We start from the raw sequence: 19,405 nt of genomic DNA on the forward strand, positions 1-19,405 counted from the left end.
CCGGTTGAGGCGCATGCTGGCGGTGTCGGCTCCGATCGAAAGGCGGCGGACAATGACCGTTCGGGTGCGCATCAGCAGCAACGGGCATGTGATCGACGGCCAATGGGAAGGATGCGCAGCAGCAAACGCGTTCCTGACGCATCTGGCCGGACGCGGATTCAGTTCGGCAACGGTGCGGGCATATGCGTTCGACGTGCTCAATCTGGCCCGATTCCTGCTCGATCGCGACCTCACGGTGGCTGCGGTGACGCCGGTGACGGTGTTCGAGTGGGTCGACTGGCAGAACGTGCACCGCAAACCCCGCCCAGGCATGGCGACACGAGGTGATCGGGGCACTGCGGCATCGACGATCAACCGACGAGTCGCGGCGATACGCGCATTGTTCGAATACCTGGTGATGACCGGGATACGCACCGAAAATCCGGTGCCCTCACCGCGGCGCGGACAGGGACTGCGACCACCAGCGCGAGGACTGCTCGGACACCTCGGGCCGGGCCGACCCCGAGCCGGAGGCAGGCTGGTACGCCAACCGCGGCTACTGCCCGAGTCCCTCGACGCCGACGCGATCGAGCAGTTTGCGGCGTCGCTGCGCACCCATCGGGATCGAGCGATGTTGTGGGCGATGCTGTTCGGCGGGCTGCGCAACGCCGAGGTGCGATCCCTGCGGTTGGCAGACGTCGATTTCGGCCAGCGACGACTCCGGGTGCTCGGCAAAGGCTGCAAGGAACGGGTGGTGCCGGTCGATGCGGTGTTCTTCACCGAACTGTCGGCCTATCTGCGCCTCGAACGGCCACCGGGGTTGGCGACCGAGGAGTGTTTCGTGGTGCTGCGCGGCCCCACCGCGGGGGCGCCGGTGACCGAGGCGGGACTGCGGTCGCTGTTCCGGCGGCACCGGGACCTCTCCGGTGCGACGAGGGTGCGTCCGCACCGATTGCGCCACACCTACGGCACCGAACTCGCTGCCGCCGGAATCGATCTGATGGTGCTGCGAGAATTGATGGGGCATGTGTCTCCGGACACCACTGCCGAATATGTGCATTTGTCGGTCGAGCAGCTCGCCGCCGAATACGGCGCGGCCCGCGCCAGTCTCGCCGGAACACGACAATGAGCACCGCGGTGGTTGCGACGGTCGTCCTGCCGGCCGGACCGGGTGCGGTGCTCACCGACTACCTCGAGCACGTCGCCAGCCTCGGGCTCAGCGACAGGTCGGTGCGCGCTCGCACCCTCATCGCGACCACCTTCCTCACCACGCATCCGGACTTGCGGGACTGGATGACCCGACCCGCTGCCGACCGGCTGGCCGAACTACGCCGCACCGGGGCCTGGCCACTGCTGTGTCACCTCATCGGACGCGGCAACCTGCGGCTCGACCTCGAACTCGCGGCCGTCAAGAACCTCACCGGACTCGGCCGGGCCGTCGAGGACCGCGACCCGGACGGGTTCGCCGCGGTCCGGGCCGCCGGCCTGGTTTTGGGGTGGACACCGCAATGGGTCGAGACCGTCCTCGGCGAGTGCCTGGCGGTGCTGCTCGCCTGGCACGGCGGTTCCGTCAGCGGTGTGAGCGCCGAGACCGTCGGCGAGTTCGACGCCGCATTGGCTGCCACACAGTCAATCCCGGATACATCGAAACGCGCCTACCGCAACCGTATCGCGGGACTGCGACAAATGCTGTTTCAGGCCCGCATCGTCGACACCCCACCACGGCGCCGACCGTGGGCCCGCACCTACGCCCAACGCTTCGCCGACGCCCCGATGGCCGATCCGATCCGCGAGGCCCTGTTGCGTTACGTCACCGTCCGGGCATCGGTGCTCCGCCCGAAATCGGCCGAATCGCTGATCAACGACCTGCTGCCGTTCGCGGACTACCTCACCACCAACCATCCCGAGGTCACCTCCCTCGAGGATCTCGACCGCAGTCACATCGAGGGCTTCCTCGTCTGGAATCGCACCCGCACCTGGCGTGGGCAACGCGCCGCTGCCGGGGCCGGGCGCATCATCTCCAAGGCCGTGATCCAATCGACGGTACTGAGCGTGCGCAACCTGCTCGAGGACATCACCGAATGGGGCTGGGAGCAGGCCCCACCGCGCCGTCTGGTCTTCGCCGCCGACGTCCCGAAACTCGACCAACCGCTTCCGCGGGCATTGCCGCCCGACATCGATGCTGCGGTGATGAATGCGGTTTCCCAGCTGGATGATTCGTTCGCTCGTATCGGGTTGACGGTGCTGCGCGGAGCCGGTCTGCGGGTCGGGGAGCTACTGGATCTCGAGCTCGGCAGCGTCATCGATTACGGCCCGGCCGGGACCTGGCTCAAGGTTCCGTTGGGCAAGCTCGCCACCGAACGCATGGTCCCGCTCTCGGCGACCACTATCGCCGCGTTGGACGAGTGGACCGGCGGGCGTGGTATCTGTCGGCCATTGCCGCATCCCCGCACCGGAGAGTTGACCGATTTCCTGTTCGTCGCACACGGCCGCCGTCTCAGCCAGACCCGGCTGCGCAACGGTCTGCTCGCTGCCGTCGAGGCTTGCGGACTGCGTGGGGCCGGGGGTGCGCCGTTGGTGGTGACCCCGCATCAGCTGCGGCATACTTGGGCCACCGAACTCGCCAACGCCGGGATGAGCCTGCAGGCGTTGATGGCGTTGCTCGGGCATGTCACTCCGCAGATGACTTTGCGTTACGCCACTTTGGCTTCACCGACGTTGCGGGATGCCTATGACCAGGCGATGGGCAAGATGCGGCGGCGGTTCACGCTCACTCCGGTCGGCAAACCGATCGTCCCCGACGCGGTGAGTTGGCTCGGCAGTGAGATGCTCAAAACGCGTGTTGCCCACGGTTACTGTTCCCGTCACGAGAGCGCGGGTGCGTGTCCCTATGCCAACATCTGCGAGACCTGCGACAACTTCGTCACCGGACCTGAGTTCCGCGGCGCGCTCGAGGCGCAACGCACCGACATCCAGGCTCTCGAGGTCGATGCTCGTGACCGTGGATGGCCCGATGAAGCTGCCCGGCATCATCGTGTCGCTGAGGCGTTGACCGACCACTTGCAGCGTCTCGATCGCTGATTCGATGTGAGATCAGGGTTGATCTCATCCCTGAGGGCCGGATAACCGAGCGGCTCAACCGCGAGATCCGCCGCCGCACCGACGTCGTGGGCATCTTCCCCAACCGGGATGCCATCGTCCGCCTCATCGGCGCCGTCCTGGCCGAGCAGACCGACGAATGGGCCGAAGGCCGCCGATACCTCGGCCTAGAAGTGCTCAGCCGCTGCCGGCTCACCCTGACCACCAACACCGACACCAGCCAGGCGACGGAGGTGAGCACCGATGAACTGATGCAACTACCCGCCTGACCACCAACGAAGGATCAAAAACGAGTTACACCACTACCAGGGGCTTGACCCTTGAACTCATCCGGGGGCCGGGAGCGTTTCGAGGCGGCGATCGCCCAGATCGCCCACTCTCTCGCCTATTGATTCCAGGACCGCAAGCGCGGGACTGGTACAGCAGCGCGGCCGGGAGCGACGCCGCCCCCTCGGTGCGGGCGGATCACGCCCTGACGACGGACCGACCCTGCGGCCGTGTCGGATGCTGGGCGGGTGCAGGACATATGACCTGCACCGATGGCGCGCCCGAGCATCGATCCGCGAGCCGGCTGCAGGCCACTCGGTGCGCGGGCCGGCGTCGGTCAGCGGTGGCGCCGCCGCAGTTCTTTCAGCCGGATCCGGACCGGGGTGGCGGCCATCCCTTGCAGGTTCAGCGGTGGGTCGATCGCCGCGAGGACCTCGTCCTCGAGGTGCCCGAGGGTGTCCGGATCGGCGGAGGCAATCGCCACCACGCTCAGATGACGGGTCATCCACGCGGTCAACGCAGTCTCGTCGATGACGTCGCTGCCCTGCGCGTGGGCGAGGATCGAGCCGAGGGTGCGCCGAAAGGTGGAGAACTCGTGCTTACCGCCCAGGTGCATGCCGGCGATACGGGACCACAACGTGTTGGAGGAGCGTTTGCCGCTGGGCCAGCGTGTCGCCCCGGCCAGCCCGGCGTAGATCAACCCCGGTGCGATCGGCAGGTCGAGACCGACGGTGAGATCATCGGCGCCGGCGGCATCGACCCACCAGCTGTACAAGCCGGGCCGCTTCCACGGCGCCGGATCGGTGGCAAGGAACTGGGTCGGGCGCATGGCGTGGGTGTGATCGAGCAGCCCGGCGACGAAGGCAGCGGTATCGGCATGCGTGGCCCCGCCATCCGCCACCGGCGTCGGTTCGGCGGCCGGGGTGTCGCTGCCGTGCTGGGTGTACCAGCTCAGGCGATGTCCCATGCTCAACCCCGCCAACGGGGTGCGGATGCTGGCGCCTTTGGCGTGCAGGTGCGGTGCCAAAGCGTCGAGGTAGGTCGCTCCGGCGTGGATCTCGACGACCCGGTCCTGCAGCGGACCGGTCAGCAGTTCGAGGCGTTCGGCCACCCACCTCCCCCATGCAGCGCGATACGCGGGCGGGGTGTCGGGGAGATAGCGTTCGTACGGGGCGAGCCAGTCGTCGGGGGCGACCAGTCCGTGTTCGGCCGAGAGGATGAACCACGGCCGTCCCGTCTGTTCGGCGTAGGCCCGCTGCTTGGTGAACAACGGCGAGACGTACAGATCTTTCGCCGCCGATGGCGCCTCGCGTTTGGACTTCACGCAGGTGACGAGCACCAGATCCGCCTCGACATGTCCATCCGAGCGCTCACCGGCTGTCGCGGTGGGGCCGGGACCATCCGCCGCCACGACATCCGACGACGGGTGGCCGGGGGTAGTGATGCGGTCGAAGGTGACCGTCTCGCCCAGCCGCAGGTCGGTGAGGACGAATCCGGCGGCCTTCCAGGCGTTGACATGGCCGCGATCGCCCGACCACCAGGTGCGGTGTCTGACCGCCGAGGTCGGCAGGTCCCCGACGAGCGATTCGAGTTCGTCCCACGTCAGCCGGACCGGCGTGTCGGCGACCGCCAGCTTGTCGATCAATACATCCCAGTGCGCCACGACCTGTGTCTATCACCGAACGGCGACACCCCCGGCATACGGGGATCGGCTCGGCACACACCCGAGCGGATCGGCGGTCGGACGGTTCTCGGTGACGGTGATCGCCGAGAGTATCGGGTGGTTCTGTCACACTGGAGAGAAATCCCCGCCGTACCCCTTGCGGCGGGGATTTCTCTGCGCACAGATCATTTGTCGGTTTCGACCGGGGCGAATCCGTAGTAGTTGATGCCGTTCCAGTCGGTATCGACGACCATGACCATCGCGCCGTCGATCTCCAGGAGCGCGAAGAGTTCGTCCGGGTCGAGATCTTCCGGATCCCCGGCCTCGGTCGGCATCTCTTCTGTGACCCGGGGGGCTGATGTAGCCCCAAACGGTTGCACCGCCGTAGTAGACGAACAGCAGGGTCGGATCACCGGTGTTCGCTCCGTCGTCCGAATCGGCTGCCTGCCCACTGAACGGGGAATACACGGTGCCGAGATAGTGGACGCCGATCGTCGGAAGAGCCATCAACCGTTCCTGTTCTGTCGTTGCAGTTCTGACACAGAGTCCCAATCGGGCGCAATGCCCCTTTCGGGTACTCGGCGGGTCACTGTAGGTGTCCGGTCTGACACGAACGCGATGCCACCGGTGATGGATGGGGCGTTATCGACTCGAAGAGCACGGCGTTCTATCGGCCGCAGGTGTGTGCCGCAGCTGCCTGCTACTTCCGCCACGCTCGACGAGCGATGTTCCGGGCGGCCATCCGCAACGACGTGTGCGCCAACCTCGACAGCGGTGCCCTTGCGCTGAGCCGTTGCCGCTGGGTGCGGCCCGAAGTCGAACTGGTCCGCCGGCTCGCGACCTTGACCGAGGTGCGTCTGCTCGACCTGTCGACCTGACGACCCGAGTGACCGCGTGCACCCGGCGCCGGCATCCCGGCGGGTGCACGCGATGGCCGGGGCGAGGTGCCAGCCCACTCCACCACGACTCAAGCCTCCGGTCGTCACCACCGAGAACCGGCTCTTACGTCAACTGGCCCTTCGGGACCAATCCCCTGGTTCACCCGCGCCCGTGGTGCTGTCGCCTGGGCGGAGCTGTCCCCACGCCCCGGTAAGTTCGTTCCCAGTACTGGCGAAGGAGACGAACACCCCTATGGCGACGACGAACGCGTCCTTGATCTGGAATATCGCGAACCTGCTGCGCGGCCCCTACCAGCCGAACCAGTACGGCGATGTGATCTTGCCGTTCACGATCCTGCGGCGCCTAGACGCGATCCTCGCCCCCACCAAGGACGAGGTGATCGCCGAATATAAGAAGGTCCAGGGGCTGGGGATCGACCCGTTCGTGGTGCTCAAGTCCAAGTTCGGGCTGCCGTTCTTCAACACCTCGGTGTGGGACTTCGGAAAGCTTGCTGCCGACCCGGCCGGGCTGGTGGACAACCTGCTCGACTACATCGAAGGGTTCTCGGCGAACATCCGCGACGTGTTCGACGGCTACGGCCTGCCCACCCTGATCGCCGAACTCGACAAGAAGGACCGGCTGTTCCTGATCGTCAAGGAGTTCGCGAACGTCGACCTGCACCCAGATCGGGTATCCGGGCACGACATGGGCTACATCTTCGAAGAACTCATCCGCAAGTTCGCCGAATCCAACAATGCCCAGGCCGGTGACCACTTCACCCCCCGCGAAGTCATCGCGCTGATGGTCGACCTGCTCTACGCCGACCAGGACCTCGAACTCACCGCACCCGGCATCGTGCGCACCATCTACGACCCCGCCGCCGGCACCGGCGGCATGCTCTCAACCGCCTACGACCACCTCGTCGAGATGAACCCCGCCGCCAAACCGGTGCTGTACGGGCAGGAGATCAACCCCCGCTCCTACGCGATGTGCAAATCCGACATGGTCATCAAAGGCCAGTCCGTCGACAACATCTACCTCGGCGACACCCTCGCCGACGACGGCTTCAGCGGTCACCACTTCGACTTCCTGCTCTCCAACCCCCCGTTCGGAGTGGAATGGAAAACCCAGCAGAAGAAGGTCACCGACGAACACGAACAACTCGGACACGCCGGCCGCTTCGGACCCGGCCTGCCCCGCGTCTCTGACGGCTCCCTATTGTTCCTGCTCCATTTGATCAAGAAGATGCGCCCCGTCCGCAGCCCCGATGACAAGGGCTCACGCCTGGCGATCGTCTTGAACGGCTCGCCGCTGTTCACCGGCGGCGCCGGCTCCGGCGAGTCGAACATCCGGCAGTGGATCATCGAGAACGACCTGCTCGACGCGATCATCGCGCTGCCGACCGACATGTTCTACAACACCGGCATCTCCACCTACATCTGGATCCTCGACAACAAAAAAACCGGGCAACGAAAAGGCAAGGTCCAGCTCATCAACGCCGTCGACATGTTCGGCAAGATGCGCAAATCGTTGGGCTCCAAGCGCAAGCAGCTCCGCGACGAGGACATCCAATTGATCTGCCAGCTCTACGACGAGTTCCGCCACGACGACGGCATCGATGATCCCGCGTTGTCGAAGATCTTCGACAACGAAGCGTTCGGGTACCGCACCATCACCGTCGAACGGCCCCTCCAACTGTCCTTCCACGTCCACGAGGACACCGCCGAGCAAGTCCTCGCCGTCAAGGCGATCGCCAAGCTCCCCGATGCCGAGCAGACCGCTGTCCGGGACGCGCTCACCACACTGGTCGGCCGGTCCTGGTCGAACCGCGAGAAGTTCGTCGCCGACCTCAAGACCGCGCTCAAGGATGCCGGCATGGCCAAGCCCGCCGCACCGATTGTGAAGGCGATCTGGACCAGCATCGGGCAGCACGACCCCGCCGCCGACATCGTCACCACCAAGGGCAAACCCGAAGCCGACTCCTCCCTGCGCGACACCGAGAACGTGCCCCTGTCGGAGGACATCGAAAAGTACTTCGCCCGGGAGATCCTCCCCCACGTCCCCGACGCGTGGATCGACCACGACAAGACCAAGACCGGCTACGAAATCCCCTTCACCCGTCACTTCTACCGCTACACCCCACCCCGACCCCTCGAAGAAATCCAGAAAGACCTCCGCAGCCTCGTCACCGAAATCCAGGCCATGCTCGCCGAGGTGGGCGCATAGATGTATCCGACTCAACAGCTCCGACGTTTGGCTCGGATTCGCAACGGCGCGGACCATAGCGGGGTCCAGGACGATCTTGGGGATTTCCCAGTTTACGGATCTGGTGGGGAGTTCACCCGTGCAACTCGATCGCTCTACTCCGGACCGGCTGTGCTTCTGGGACGGAAGGGGACGATCGACAGGCCGATCCTTGTAGACGGGGAGTTCTGGACTGTCGACACCATATTCTGTGCGCAGCCCCACCCGGAGGTGGATGCAGCTTTCCTCTACTACGCCTGCACGACCATTCCATTTAGCCTGCTATCCACGAGCACTGCACTGCCGAGCATGACTCAAGGCGATCTGAATGCTGTCCGGCTCCCAGCGCCGACCTATGAAGTCCAGCAAGCGATCGCAAGCTTCCTCGACCGTGAGACCGCGAAGATCGATGTCTTGATCGCCAAACAGGAGCAGCTCATCACCACCCTGCGTGAGGACCGTGCCGCCACGATCACCCAGGCCGTCACCAAGGGCCTCGACCCGAACGCCGAGATGAAGAACACAGGGATCGGTTGGCTCGGCAGCGTGCCCGCACACTGGAAGCTCATCCCCCTTCGCTACCTGTATGCGAAGCGCAAGGATCAAGACCATCCTGATAAGCAGCTCTTGTCTATCTACCGTGACTACGGGGTAGTTCCGAAGGACAGCAGGACTGACAACTTCAACAAGGCGTCGGCTGATCTGAGCTACTACCAGCTCGTTGAGCATGGTGATCTTGTGGTGAACCGCATGAAGGCATGGCAGGGCTCTGTTGGCATCTCGCGGTACCGAGGGATCATCAGCCCGGACTACTACGTGTACAAGCCTCTTCACGATCAGTTTGATGGTTTCCTGAACTATTTGTTCCGCTGCCAGCGGTACGCCGCCGGCTACGGGAGGCTATCGACTGGAGTTAGACCAAGTCAGTGGAGCATTACGCCGGGCGATCACCTGGGGATGGAGGCATTGCTACCTCCAATCGAAGAACAGATCGCAATCGCTGAGTTTCTTGATGCGCGCTGCGTGAAGATCGACGCCTTGATCGACAAGTCGACCGAGATGATCGAGACGCTGTGTGAGTACCGCTCTGCACTGATCACCGATGCGGTGACGGGGAAGATCGACGTGCGGGGGGAGCCTAATCATGCCGCAACACCATGAGTCTGTCCTTGAGGACGAGATCTGCCAGCATCTCGCTAGCCGCGGCTGGTTGTACTCTCCGGACGACTCCGGCTACGACCGCGAGTTGGCCCTGTTTTCGGAGGACGTGTTCTCCTGGCTCGCTGAGACGCAGCCGACCGAGTGGGAGAAGCGGGTCAAGCCCGCCGACTCCCCGGAGGTACAGGAAAAGGCGAAAATTGCTCTGTTGCAGCGCCTCGTGAAGGCGTTGTCGGCTGATCTGAAGGCCGATGGTGGCACGCTGGCGGTGTTGCGTCGCGGGTTCTCCGACTTCAATGCCTCGTTTGCGATGTGCCAGTTCAAACCCAATTCGGGGTTGAACGTGACGACCGCGGCCCGGTATGCGGCGGTGCGGTTGCGGGTGATGCGGCAGGTACGCTACTCGACATCGAACACCAAGAAGGCCATCGATCTGGTGTTCTTCGTCAACGGTATCCCGGTCGCGACCGCGGAGCTGAAGACCGATTTCACGCAGTCGGTGGAACATGCGATCGAGCAGTACAAAAAGGATCGGGCCCCAAAGGGGGAACCGCTGCTGACGTTCGGCAAACGCGCCCTGGTGCACTTCGCGGTGTCGAACAAGCAAGTGCACATGACCACCCGGCTCAATGGGCCGGGAACGGTGTTTCTGCCGTTCAACCGCGGCAACGGTCACCGGGCGGGGAATCCACCGAACCCGCACGGGTCGGCGTCGTCATATCTGTGGGAGACGATCCTGCAGCGTGATACGTGGCTCGAGATCCTCGACCGGTTCCTCCATCTGGAGGTGTCCGAACGGCGGGATCCGGTGACGGGGAAGAAGACCCGCAAGGAAACGCTGCTGTTCCCGCGGTTCCATCAGTGGGAAGCAGTCACCCAGTTGGTGGCGGCCGCTCGGGCGGAGGGGCCGGGACACAAGTATCTGATCCAGCATTCAGCCGGGTCGGGGAAGACGAACTCGATCTCCTGGCTCGCGCAGCGTTTGGCGAGCCTCTACAACGAGCGCGATGAGAAGGTGTTCTCGTCGGTCATCGTGGTCACCGACCGCACGGTGCTCGATGCGCAGTTGCAGGAGGCGATCCACCAAATCAACCGCACCACCGGCGTCGTCGCCCACATCGACGGCCTCACGGGCTCGAAATCCAGTGAGTTAGCGGATGCGCTCGAGTCCGGGACGCACATCATCATCGTCACCATTCAAACGTTCCCGTTCGCGTTGGATGTGATCGAGAACAAGGAAACCCTCCAGAATCGGAATTTCGCGATCATTGCGGACGAGGCCCACTCGTCACAGACCGGTGGAGCGTCGAGCAAACTCAAGGAAGTTCTGTCCAAGAAAGAACTGGCTGAAGTCGCGGAGGGCGCGCCGGTACCAGCCGAGGACGTCCTGAGCGCTGAGACCAAGGCACGAGCGAACACACAGAACGTCTCGTTCTTCGCGTTCACCGCGACCCCGAAGGCCACCACACTGGAGACGTTCGGCCGTAAAGGTGCGGACGGATCCCCCCGCCCGTTCCACCTGTATTCGATGCAGCAGGCCATCGACGAGGGCTTCATCCTCGACGTGCTGCGCAACTACACCCCCTACAAGACCGCGTTCCGACTCTCGCACGGCGGAAAAACCTACGCCACCTCCGACACCAGCGAGGGCACGATCGCGGTCACTAGCGGTGCCGACCCCGACGATGCGGATCTGGTGGATCGGTCGGCGGCGGTGAAGTCGGTGATGAACTGGGTGAAACTGCATCCGACGAACATCGCCCAGAAGGTGCAGATCATCGTCGAACACTTCCGCCAGAACGTGGCGTGGCGGCTGAACGGGCAGGCCAAGGCGATGGTCGTCACCTCCTCCCGCAAGGCCGCGGTCCGCTACAAGCTCGCCTTCGACCGGTACGTCGCCGAGAACGGCTACACCGACGTTGCCGCGCTGGTGGCGTTCTCCGGCGAAGTGAAGGATGCCGAATCCGGCAGCGATGAGCCGTTCACCGAAACCAGCATGAACCCCGGTTTGAAGGGGCGGGATCTGCGGGATGCGTTCGCCACCGACGAGTTTCAGGTGATGCTGGTGGCGAACAAGTTCCAGACCGGGTTTGACCAGCCGAAACTGGTTGCGATGTATGTCGACAAGAAGCTCGGCGGCGTCCAGGCGGTGCAGACCTTGTCTCGGCTCAACCGTACATTTGCGCCGTTGAAGGATCAGACGTTTGTGCTCGATTTCGCGAACGAGGTTGCCGACATCGTCGATGCGTTCTCCCCGTACTACGAGGCCACCACCCTCGCCGATGTCACCGATCCGAACATCGTCCACGACACCGAACGCAAACTCGCCGTCGCTGGCATCTACGAGGCCTCCGAAGTTCACGGTCTCGTCGACGCCTATCTGGCGAAGAAGGGCAACAGTGCCCTCGAAAAGTGGATCGCCCCGGCGGCCGAGCGGTACACGATCCGCATGAAAACCGCCGTCGAACACAACGACCGAGCCACGATCGACGAACTGGCGATGTTCCGCAAGGACGTCGGCACCTATATCCGCCAGTACGAGTTCCTCTCCCAGTTGTTCGACTACGAAAACCCGTGGCTCGAAAAACTCGTCATCTATCTGAAACTGCTGGCCCCGCAGCTCACCGGTGGGGAGAAGCAGACCCCGATCGACCTGTCCGCGGTCACGATCGACTACCTCGGCCACCACGAACAGGCCCAGCAGAACCCGGCCCCCACCCCCGGCGTGCAGCTGGAACCGGCCAAGGACGCCGGCACCGGCACTGTGAAGGATCCGGACCTGGTCGCGTTGGAGGAGGTGATCGCGAAGATCAACGACCTGTTCTCCGGCGACCACCCCGACTCGTCGGTCCGCAACGTCGTCACCCACATCAAGGACCGGCTCGAGGAGAACGAGAACCTGCAACAGCAGGCCAAGAACAACAGCCTGGCCCAGTTCTCGGCCAGCCCCGACATCGACAGCGCGTTCGTCGACGCCGTGATCGGCGCGATGGACTCCTCGACAGACCTCTCAGTGCAGATCCTCAACAACAAGGACCTCGCACAGAAACTGCTCGGGGAGCTACTACCGTCGGTGTACCGACGCCTCGCCGACTGAATCGAACGGGAAGCGCTTACAACCATGCCAGCCGGCGCGAGCTTGAGTGCCAGAGACAGCACGTGACCGAGCGAGCTGACCGCAGACGACGAAGGGAGTCCTGACAATGGCGTTTCAGGGCAAGACTAAGAAGGCTCAGCAGCTGTTCGACTCCCCTGAGGAGATGTATCTCCGAGGCTCCCTTCCACGAACAGCAGATGCTGTCAGCTCGCTGTGGATCCACCAGGGCGACGCGCTCCGGGCATATGCCACGAAGCACCAGGACACGCCTGACCTGGCACTGGAACTGCCGACCGGGACTGGCAAGACCCTCCCCGGACTGCTAGTCGCCGAGTGGGTGCGACGCAAGGCCGAAGGGCCTGTCCTGTACGCGGCGCCGACCAAGCAGTTGGCCGACCAAATACTCACCACCGCCAAGAACGAAGGCGTGCCCGCCCGGCTCCTTGTCGGCAGTCACCACGACTGGAACCCGGCGGACGAGAGCGATGTCGAGGGCGGCGAGGCCATCGCGATCACAACGTACAGCTCGATCTTCAACAGCAGCCCAAAGCTGCCCGTGCCGCGCCTCGTCCTGCTCGACGATGCCCACGCCGGTGAGCAGTTTGTCGGCGAACAGTACGGGGTCACGATCCGCCGACATGAGGCGGACGCCGCCTACCTGGCGGTCCTTAAGGCGCTGCGTCCCTTTCTTTCGGGCCTACAGATCCAGCGACTTCAGGGAGCGCCCGATCCCGGGGCACACCACCAGGTGCGACTCATCCTGCCCTCCGTCGACCCCGGGGCGCTCACAGAACTCGACGCAGCGCTCGCCAAGCTCGGCGAGCCGTACAAGTACCAGTTCGCCATGATCCGCGGCGGACTCGCCTCCTGCTGCGTCTACCTCTCCTACGGTGGCATCCAGATTCGCCCGATGATCCCACCGACCTTCGAGAACAAGGTGTTTTCCCATGCAGGCCAGCGGGTCTACTTGTCAGCTACCCTCGGCTCCGGGGGTGAGCTTGAGCGGGCGTTCGGTCGCTCCGAGATCATCCGTATGCCTCTGCCGACCAAGACTCCGCCGCGCTCGGGCCGGCGCCTGTTCGTTTTTCCCGATCTCGTAAAAGGTGGCGATGCCAGCGGCCTCACACAGAATATCGTGGGTGTCACGAACAAGGCACTCGTGCTCAGCCAGAAGACGTCTGCAACCGCCAAGCAGGTTGCGCGTCTTCTCGCCGGGGAGGGCGTCCCCGCATTCGGCAAGGACGTTGTCGAGCAAGGCCTCGCCACGTTCGCCAAGGCGCCAACGGGTGTGCTTGGCCTGGCGAACCGATACGACGGCATGGACCTACCGGACGACGCCTGCCGGATCGTGGTGCTCGATGGCAAGCCGGATGCTGTCAGTCTTCAAGAGAAGTTCCTAAGCGAGCGCGCCGAAGCCAGTGCGGCCCTTGCCGAGCGGCTGCGGACACGGATCGTGCAGGGAGCGGGCCGTGCAACTCGTGGCCCGAACGACTACGCCGTGGTAGTCGTGGTCGGCTCGGACCTCACGCGGTACTTCTCACGTGCGGAGAACCAGACGGCGCTGGAGCCCGAATTGCAGGCCGAAGTCCAGTTCGGGTGGGACAACAGCAAGGGCCAGGACGCCTCCGACATCCTGGACAATGTCCGGATTTTCCTGGAACACGACACTGATTGGCGTGAGGGCGGCGAGCCGCTCGTTGCAGAGTTCCGCGAGGAGGCTGAGAAGGTCGAGGCTCCCGGCGCTGCCGCGTTCGGTGAATCCGCCGAACTCGAGGTGGAGGCATGGAAGCTCGCGTTCTCCGAAGACTGGATCGCGGCTAGTCAGAAACTCGAGGACGCTGCCCGCCTAGTCGGCAAGGGCGGCGACGCCACGCGAGGTTACCGCGGGATGCTGCTTTACCTGGCGGGAATCTGGCTCCACCTCGGAGCTGAGAGCGAGGCTCACCGGGCGCATGCGCGAAAGTTGGTCCGCGACGCGGCCAAGGCGTCGATCCGCGGTACCTGGCTCAAGGAGATGAAGGAACTACCCGGGGCGGAGGAAGCCCCGCCCTCGGCCGTGGATGCTGTGGCAGTCAACAACATCGTTGCCAAGCTCACCGGGGCGCTGAAGCCGAACAAAATCAAGAAGGACCTCGCCGACATGCGTGAGGCCCTCGGTCAGGATGAAGCGACCTCGTACGAGGTATCCCTGAGCGCCCTCGGGGCCTTCCTTGGCGCCGCGGCAACGAAGCCTGCTGGACAGGGCCGCTGCGACTCGGCCTGGCGGTGGGATTCGGCGCTCTGGCTAACAGTGGAAGCCAAGTCGGAGCAGCACTCCGATGGTCTCCTGCCTCTCAAGGACATCCGGCAGGCCAACACTCAGCTTGACCAACTGGCCGCTGACCAGGGCGTCGAACATGCCCCAGCGGGGAGTCCGACGATCATCGTGTCGGATCGTCTGGCGGTGGCACCCGAGCACGCACCCGTCGCCAACCCGAACGTCTACCTTGCATCTACCGAAGTGGTGAGTCAGATCGCTGGTGACGTCGAGGCGGTGTGGGCGGACCTGCTGGCCAGCATCGCCAAGCAAGAGCCGATTCACATCCTGCGGCGCCATGTCCGGGAGACTCTGGCGGAGAATGGGTGTCTGCCGACCCAAGTGGTCGACCGGCTTACCCAGGAAAATATCCGTCCGGGCGAATGATTCGGCAGGCTCGCGTGGAAAATTGCACCACAACCTCTCGGCTGGTGTCTTCTTCACCAGCATCGTCTCATTCCTTGGCAGTGAGACAGCCGTCCTGCGTGTACGCGGGATCTAATCGCCCCAGCTCGCGACGTCTCATAAGTTGATTCCGAAACAAGTCCTTGAAACATCGGTACGAGTACAACTTTCGGAACAACAGGCCGTGTGCAACACATCGTGGAATCTCAGCGACGCAACGCAGCCGCGGAGATCGGTAGGCCCGCCACGGCGAGACGGTCGCAGACGTCGGCCGGTGTGCCGGGCGGATTGCGCCACGCCGCAGCGGTGGCGCTGATCGCCTGGTGCACCCGTGCCCCGTCGAGTGTGAACAGGTCCATGACGAACTCATCCGGGTGCAGGGCCTCGATGCCGAACTGGGCGAGTTCGGCATCGGGGAAATCACGCAGATTCGCGGTGACGATCACCTGCGCTGAGCAGCGGATCGCCGCGGCGAGCACGTGCCGGTCGTCCTTGTCGGGCAGCGTCAGCGCTGGGACGAGTGCCTCGTATCCGGTGACCATGCAGTCCGGGACCGCTCGGTTCATCAGCTCCCGCAGCCTGGCCAGGGTGGCGGTGGGGATGTCCGGCCGGTCGGCGGCGAGATTGCGGAACGTCTCGTCGAGAATCCGGTCGGTCCACCGGGCATGCACCAGTCCGCTCTGGGCAAGACGAATCAGAACGTCGCGAAGCACGTTCGGGTACAACACATTCGCGTCGTAGAGGACAGTGAAGGTCACGTCAGTACAGTCCGAGGTCCTCGGACAGGGCGGCCAGCTCGTCCGCCGCCCCGCGCGCATCGCGCTGCTGGGTGCGCCGGTACTCAAGAAGCGACGATGCCAAGATCCGGCGATGCCGGCCCACCAGTCGATACTGGATGAGGCCCTGGTCGAGGAGCTTGATCACGTGCGGGCGCGAGACGTTGAGCAGCTCGGCGGCCTGCTGGGTGGTCAGCTCCGCATGCGCCGGGACCACGGTCACGCCCTGGCCGGCCGCCATGTTCGCCAAGACGTCTTTGATCAACTCCAGAGCCGAACTCGGCAGGTGAACGGACTCCGACGTCCCGTCGACGGTGACGTCGAACGTGTCGGTGCCCGCTTTGACGTCCCGCAGAACGTTCAGTGCTTGTCGTGCCTGTTCCTGTTCCACGGCACTGGGATGTTCGATCGCGGACATGACCCACCTCCTCTAAATGAAATATACGCAGCAAACGAAACAAACGCAAAAGTCGGGTAATCTTGCGAACGGCGAGACCGTCGCGGCGGAAATTCGGCCCGGCTCGCTGTGACGGATTCGCGGGTGTGCTGTTTGACGATCCCTAACCAGCACGCTTTTGAAGCGAACCCAAGGCCATGTCGCAAGGCGGGGTAGCCGTAGCATTTGCCGAAAATCGGGCGGATATGGCGTAGTGCCCGGTCGGTGATCCGCTCGGCCTGTTGGGTCGAAACGATCGTCTGTCTCGCCACCGGCTCCTGGCGGGCGCGGCGTATCCGCCCAGCTCGCCGACGATCCGATTCGGGCCAGAACTCGTGTGGGACGTAAGGGCCCGCAACCCAAGGTTGTCAGGAAGTGCAAAGTAGCGGGATCCTGACGACAGGCTGGTGAATTCTCAGGCTCGTGGTGCAGCACTGCTGACGATGCGGTGGATGGTGGAGCGGCCGACGCTGTATTCCTCGGCCAGGTCCGCCAGGCTCGCGTCGTCGGCGGGGTCGTGGTAGCGGCGGTGGATTGTTTTCCGTGCCGTGAGAGGAAGTTTCGGCTGCTTGCCCTTGAGCCTGCCTTTCGCGCGGGCCTTGGCCATGCCCTCGCGGGTGCGTAGGTGGTTGAGGTTGGCCTCGAATTCGGCGACCATGGCCAAGGTTTGCAGGAAGAGCTTGCCGAACGGGTCGTTCCAGTCGTAGATCGAGCTCCCGAGTCCGAACAGCACCTCGCGCTCGCGCAGTTCGGTCAGGGTCTGGCCTGCTTCGGCCATGTTGCGTGCGAATCGGTCGAACTTCGGCGTGGTCAGCACTACCTGTCGCCCGTCGATGGCCGCCGCGGCGGAGGTGACGGCGGCGAGTGCGTTGTCGAGCCCGGCCCGGTTCTTGCGGGTGGTCCCGGAGAACCCTTTGTCGATGAAGATCCGCTCACGCGGCACTCCGAGCGCCAATAGCTGCTCGGTTTGGATCTCGACGTCTTGTTCGTCGGTGGAGCAGCGGCAGTATCCGACGCGGAACGGCTCACCCATGCCGAAAGTGTTCCAGATAGCGGGGGTTGACCGGCACAGTCAGCGGAACACCTCTACGGAACACCGGTGAGCTGGGCCGACGTTGGCTCTGCGTGGTGTTCCGGTGGCCGATCCGGTTACGGAACAGGTCAGGGGGTGTTATCGGTGTGTGGGGGTGTGTTGTGGGTGAGGGCGTGCTGGTGGGCGGTCCGCAGGATGGCCTCGGTGGGAGTGGTGCCGCGTAGCTGGTAGGCGTCGGGTCCGAGCCGGTCGAGGTCCGCCCCGAGCTCACGTGCGTCGATGGGGTGGCGGGCGCAGATGATCAGGAGCCGGGCGTGGGTGGCGTGGGCGAGTTCGGCGGCGTGGTCGACCACACGGTAGGAGCGGTCGGATCCGTCGGTGTCGACGATGATCGTGCGATAGGCCGTCATGACGGGCGTCTTTCACGAGAAGGGAGCGTGTTTTGCGGGGGAAATGGTCGAGATGTATCGGCGGCGTGGTGCGCGGCCGGGGGCCAGTACTGCCAGCACGATCGCCCCGACGGTGGTGAGGGCGGCCAGGGCGAGCGCGGCCTGGCCGCTGCCGTGCACGAACGCGGCCTTGGCGAACTCGGCCAGCGGTGCGGCCACCGGTCCGGCCTGGTCGGCGACCTGCAGCGCCGCGGCCAGGGAATCGGCGACCGGGCCGCGGGCGGGCTCGGGCAACTGGGGCAGGGCGGGCTGGATGCGGTGGGTGTAGCCGGCGGCCAGCACGCTGCCGGCCACGGCGATCCCGATCGCGGCGCCGATCTCGCGGGCGGCGTCGTTGACCGCGGCGGCGACCCCGTGTTTGGCCTCGGGGGTGTCGGCGACGATGGCATAGGTCGCCGGCGCGGTGCACAATCCCAGGCCCGCGCTCATGATCAGCAGCGGCCACAGCAGGTCGAGGTAGTGCGCGGCGAGTGTCAGCCGGCTCACCAGCACCAGCCCGGCGGCGATGGTGAGCAGGCCGGCCACGGTCATCACCCGTAACCCGACCAGGCTCGACAGCCACGGCGCGATCACCGAGATCACGACCAGCGGCACCACCATCGGCGCCAACGCCAGCGCCGAGGCCAGCGGCCCGTAACCGAAGACCAGCTGCAGGTACTGCACAAGCAGCAGGAATACCCCGAAGGTGACCAGGAACTGGATGGTCACCGACAGCGACCCGGCACCGAAACCACGGCGGGCGAACAACCGCACATCCAGCAGCGGCGCCGCCGAGCGCAGCTCGACGACCACGAAGGCCGCCGTCGCGGCCACGCCGACCCCGGCGGCGGCGGCGACGAGCGGGTCGGCCCAGCCGCGCGCGGGGAACTCGATCACGGCGAACACGATCGCCGCGACAGCGACCGCCACCGCCACCGCGCCCACCCAGTCCACCTGCGGATGCTCGCGCTGGCGGGACTCGGCGATGGTGCACGCCAACCCCGCCAGCACCGCCCCGGCCACGGTCAACCCTACGAACACCGATAGCCACGACCATCGTTCGAGCAGCACCCCGGCACCGAGAATCCCCAGTATCGCCCCGGATCCGGCGACCCCGGCCCATATCCCCACCGCCCGGCCGCGATGAGCGGGGGCGAACCCTGCAGTGAGGATCGACAGCGTCGAGGGCATCACCAGCGCGGCGCCTGCCCCGGCCAGCGCGCGCGTCGCGATCAACCAGGCCGGGTCGGACAGCAGCAGCGGCAGCGCCGAGGCGGCGGCGAACACCACCAACCCCACCACCAGCACCACGCGGCGCCCGTAACGGTCACCGACGGCGCCGGCGGGCAGCACCAGACACGCCAGCACCAGCGTGTAGCCGTCGACGATCCAGGTCAGCTGGGCTTGGGTGGCCCCGGTCGCAAGCGCGATCTGCGGCAACGCCGAATACAACGCCGCCATCGCCGCGACCACCAGCGCCACCGCCAGGCACGACACCGCCAGCATCCACCACTGGGCCCTGGTCCAGCGGGCGATCTCGACAGTGTCCGTTCCGGGTGTGGCCACCGGCACCTCCCCGACTTTGAAGACCAACGGTATCTGTACGAGACCATTCGTATCATAGTGGTTGGGGGGTGGGATAGAG

Annotated in this window: 14 protein-coding genes and 1 pseudogene; 8 read left to right on the plus strand and 7 right to left on the minus strand. The window is 64.9% G+C overall.

Going from position 1 to position 19,405, the window contains the following annotated elements; translation table 11 throughout:
• Nucleotides 1-52 precede the first annotated feature (52 nt).
• The 3 genes and pseudogenes from KXC42_RS26355 to KXC42_RS26365 form a co-directional block, all read left to right on the plus strand.
• Nucleotides 53-1,108: a tyrosine-type recombinase/integrase gene (locus KXC42_RS26355; RefSeq protein ID WP_064257805.1), complete on the plus strand. Its 1,056-nt coding sequence runs from the start codon at nt 53-55 to the stop codon at nt 1,106-1,108.
• Nucleotides 1,105-3,060, plus strand: coding sequence for a tyrosine-type recombinase/integrase (locus tag KXC42_RS26360; RefSeq protein ID WP_064257806.1), 1,956 nt, complete (start codon nt 1,105-1,107; stop codon nt 3,058-3,060). Before KXC42_RS26355 ends, KXC42_RS26360 begins: the two co-directional genes overlap by 4 nt.
• 47 nt (nt 3,061-3,107) lie before the next feature.
• Nucleotides 3,108-3,347, plus strand: a pseudogene (locus KXC42_RS26365) (transposase); the annotation flags it as partial.
• 335 nt (nt 3,348-3,682) lie between these two features.
• Here KXC42_RS26365 and KXC42_RS26370 read toward each other — a convergent pair.
• On the minus strand, nt 3,683-5,008 hold the full coding sequence (locus tag KXC42_RS26370) for a DUF6884 domain-containing protein (protein ID WP_245207851.1): 1,326 nt from the start codon (nt 5,006-5,008) through the stop codon (nt 3,683-3,685).
• A 185-nt stretch (nt 5,009-5,193) separates the two neighbouring features.
• Nucleotides 5,194-5,343: a hypothetical protein gene (locus KXC42_RS26375; RefSeq protein ID WP_157100849.1), complete on the minus strand. Its 150-nt coding sequence runs from the start codon at nt 5,341-5,343 to the stop codon at nt 5,194-5,196.
• Nucleotides 5,344-5,688: 345 nt separating this feature from the next.
• Between KXC42_RS26375 and KXC42_RS26380 the strand changes: the two genes are divergently transcribed.
• The 5 genes from KXC42_RS26380 to KXC42_RS26400 all read left to right on the plus strand — a co-directional run bounded on the left by KXC42_RS26380 (nt 5,689) and on the right by KXC42_RS26400 (nt 15,069).
• The gene (locus KXC42_RS26380; protein ID WP_147290725.1) at nt 5,689-5,886 is read left to right on the plus strand and encodes a hypothetical protein; all 198 of its coding nucleotides are present in this window, start codon (nt 5,689-5,691) and stop codon (nt 5,884-5,886) included.
• Between the two features lie 253 nt (nt 5,887-6,139).
• A complete protein-coding gene (locus tag KXC42_RS26385) occupies nt 6,140-8,113 on the plus strand; it encodes a class I SAM-dependent DNA methyltransferase (RefSeq protein ID WP_064063989.1) in 1,974 nt (657 codons plus the stop codon).
• Nucleotides 8,114-9,292 (plus strand): restriction endonuclease subunit S, encoded by a 1,179-nt coding sequence (locus KXC42_RS26390; protein WP_219130656.1) that lies wholly within the window; start codon nt 8,114-8,116, stop codon nt 9,290-9,292.
• A complete protein-coding gene (locus tag KXC42_RS26395) occupies nt 9,276-12,386 on the plus strand; it encodes a type I restriction endonuclease subunit R (protein WP_064063991.1) in 3,111 nt (1,036 codons plus the stop codon). The genes KXC42_RS26390 and KXC42_RS26395 overlap by 17 nt, the downstream gene beginning before the upstream one ends.
• A 106-nt stretch (nt 12,387-12,492) precedes the next feature.
• Nucleotides 12,493-15,069 (plus strand): DEAD/DEAH box helicase, encoded by a 2,577-nt coding sequence (locus KXC42_RS26400; protein ID WP_064063992.1) that lies wholly within the window; start codon nt 12,493-12,495, stop codon nt 15,067-15,069.
• Nucleotides 15,070-15,293: 224 nt separating this feature from the next.
• Here KXC42_RS26400 and KXC42_RS26405 read toward each other — a convergent pair whose 3' ends face one another.
• The 5 genes from KXC42_RS26405 to KXC42_RS26425 all read right to left on the minus strand — a co-directional run bounded on the left by KXC42_RS26405 (nt 15,294) and on the right by KXC42_RS26425 (nt 19,326).
• The gene (locus KXC42_RS26405; protein WP_064063993.1) at nt 15,294-15,845 is read right to left on the minus strand and encodes a PIN domain-containing protein; all 552 of its coding nucleotides are present in this window, start codon (nt 15,843-15,845) and stop codon (nt 15,294-15,296) included.
• A gap of 1 nt (nt 15,846) precedes the next feature.
• On the minus strand, nt 15,847-16,281 hold the full coding sequence (locus tag KXC42_RS26410) for a helix-turn-helix domain-containing protein (RefSeq protein ID WP_064063994.1): 435 nt from the start codon (nt 16,279-16,281) through the stop codon (nt 15,847-15,849).
• A gap of 433 nt (nt 16,282-16,714) precedes the next feature.
• Nucleotides 16,715-17,332: a recombinase family protein gene (locus KXC42_RS26415; RefSeq protein WP_006553200.1), complete on the minus strand. Its 618-nt coding sequence runs from the start codon at nt 17,330-17,332 to the stop codon at nt 16,715-16,717.
• Nucleotides 17,333-17,460: 128 nt separating this feature from the next.
• A complete protein-coding gene (locus KXC42_RS26420) occupies nt 17,461-17,742 on the minus strand; it encodes a universal stress protein (RefSeq protein ID WP_225623914.1) in 282 nt (93 codons plus the stop codon).
• Between the two features lie 12 nt (nt 17,743-17,754).
• Nucleotides 17,755-19,326 (minus strand): MFS transporter, encoded by a 1,572-nt coding sequence (locus KXC42_RS26425; RefSeq protein WP_039583601.1) that lies wholly within the window; start codon nt 19,324-19,326, stop codon nt 17,755-17,757.
• Between the last annotated feature and the right edge of the window lie 79 nt (nt 19,327-19,405).

It is taken from the genome of Rhodococcus sp. LW-XY12, from assembly GCF_019317345.1.
GTDB lineage: Bacteria > Actinomycetota > Actinomycetes > Mycobacteriales > Mycobacteriaceae > Rhodococcus > Rhodococcus pyridinivorans.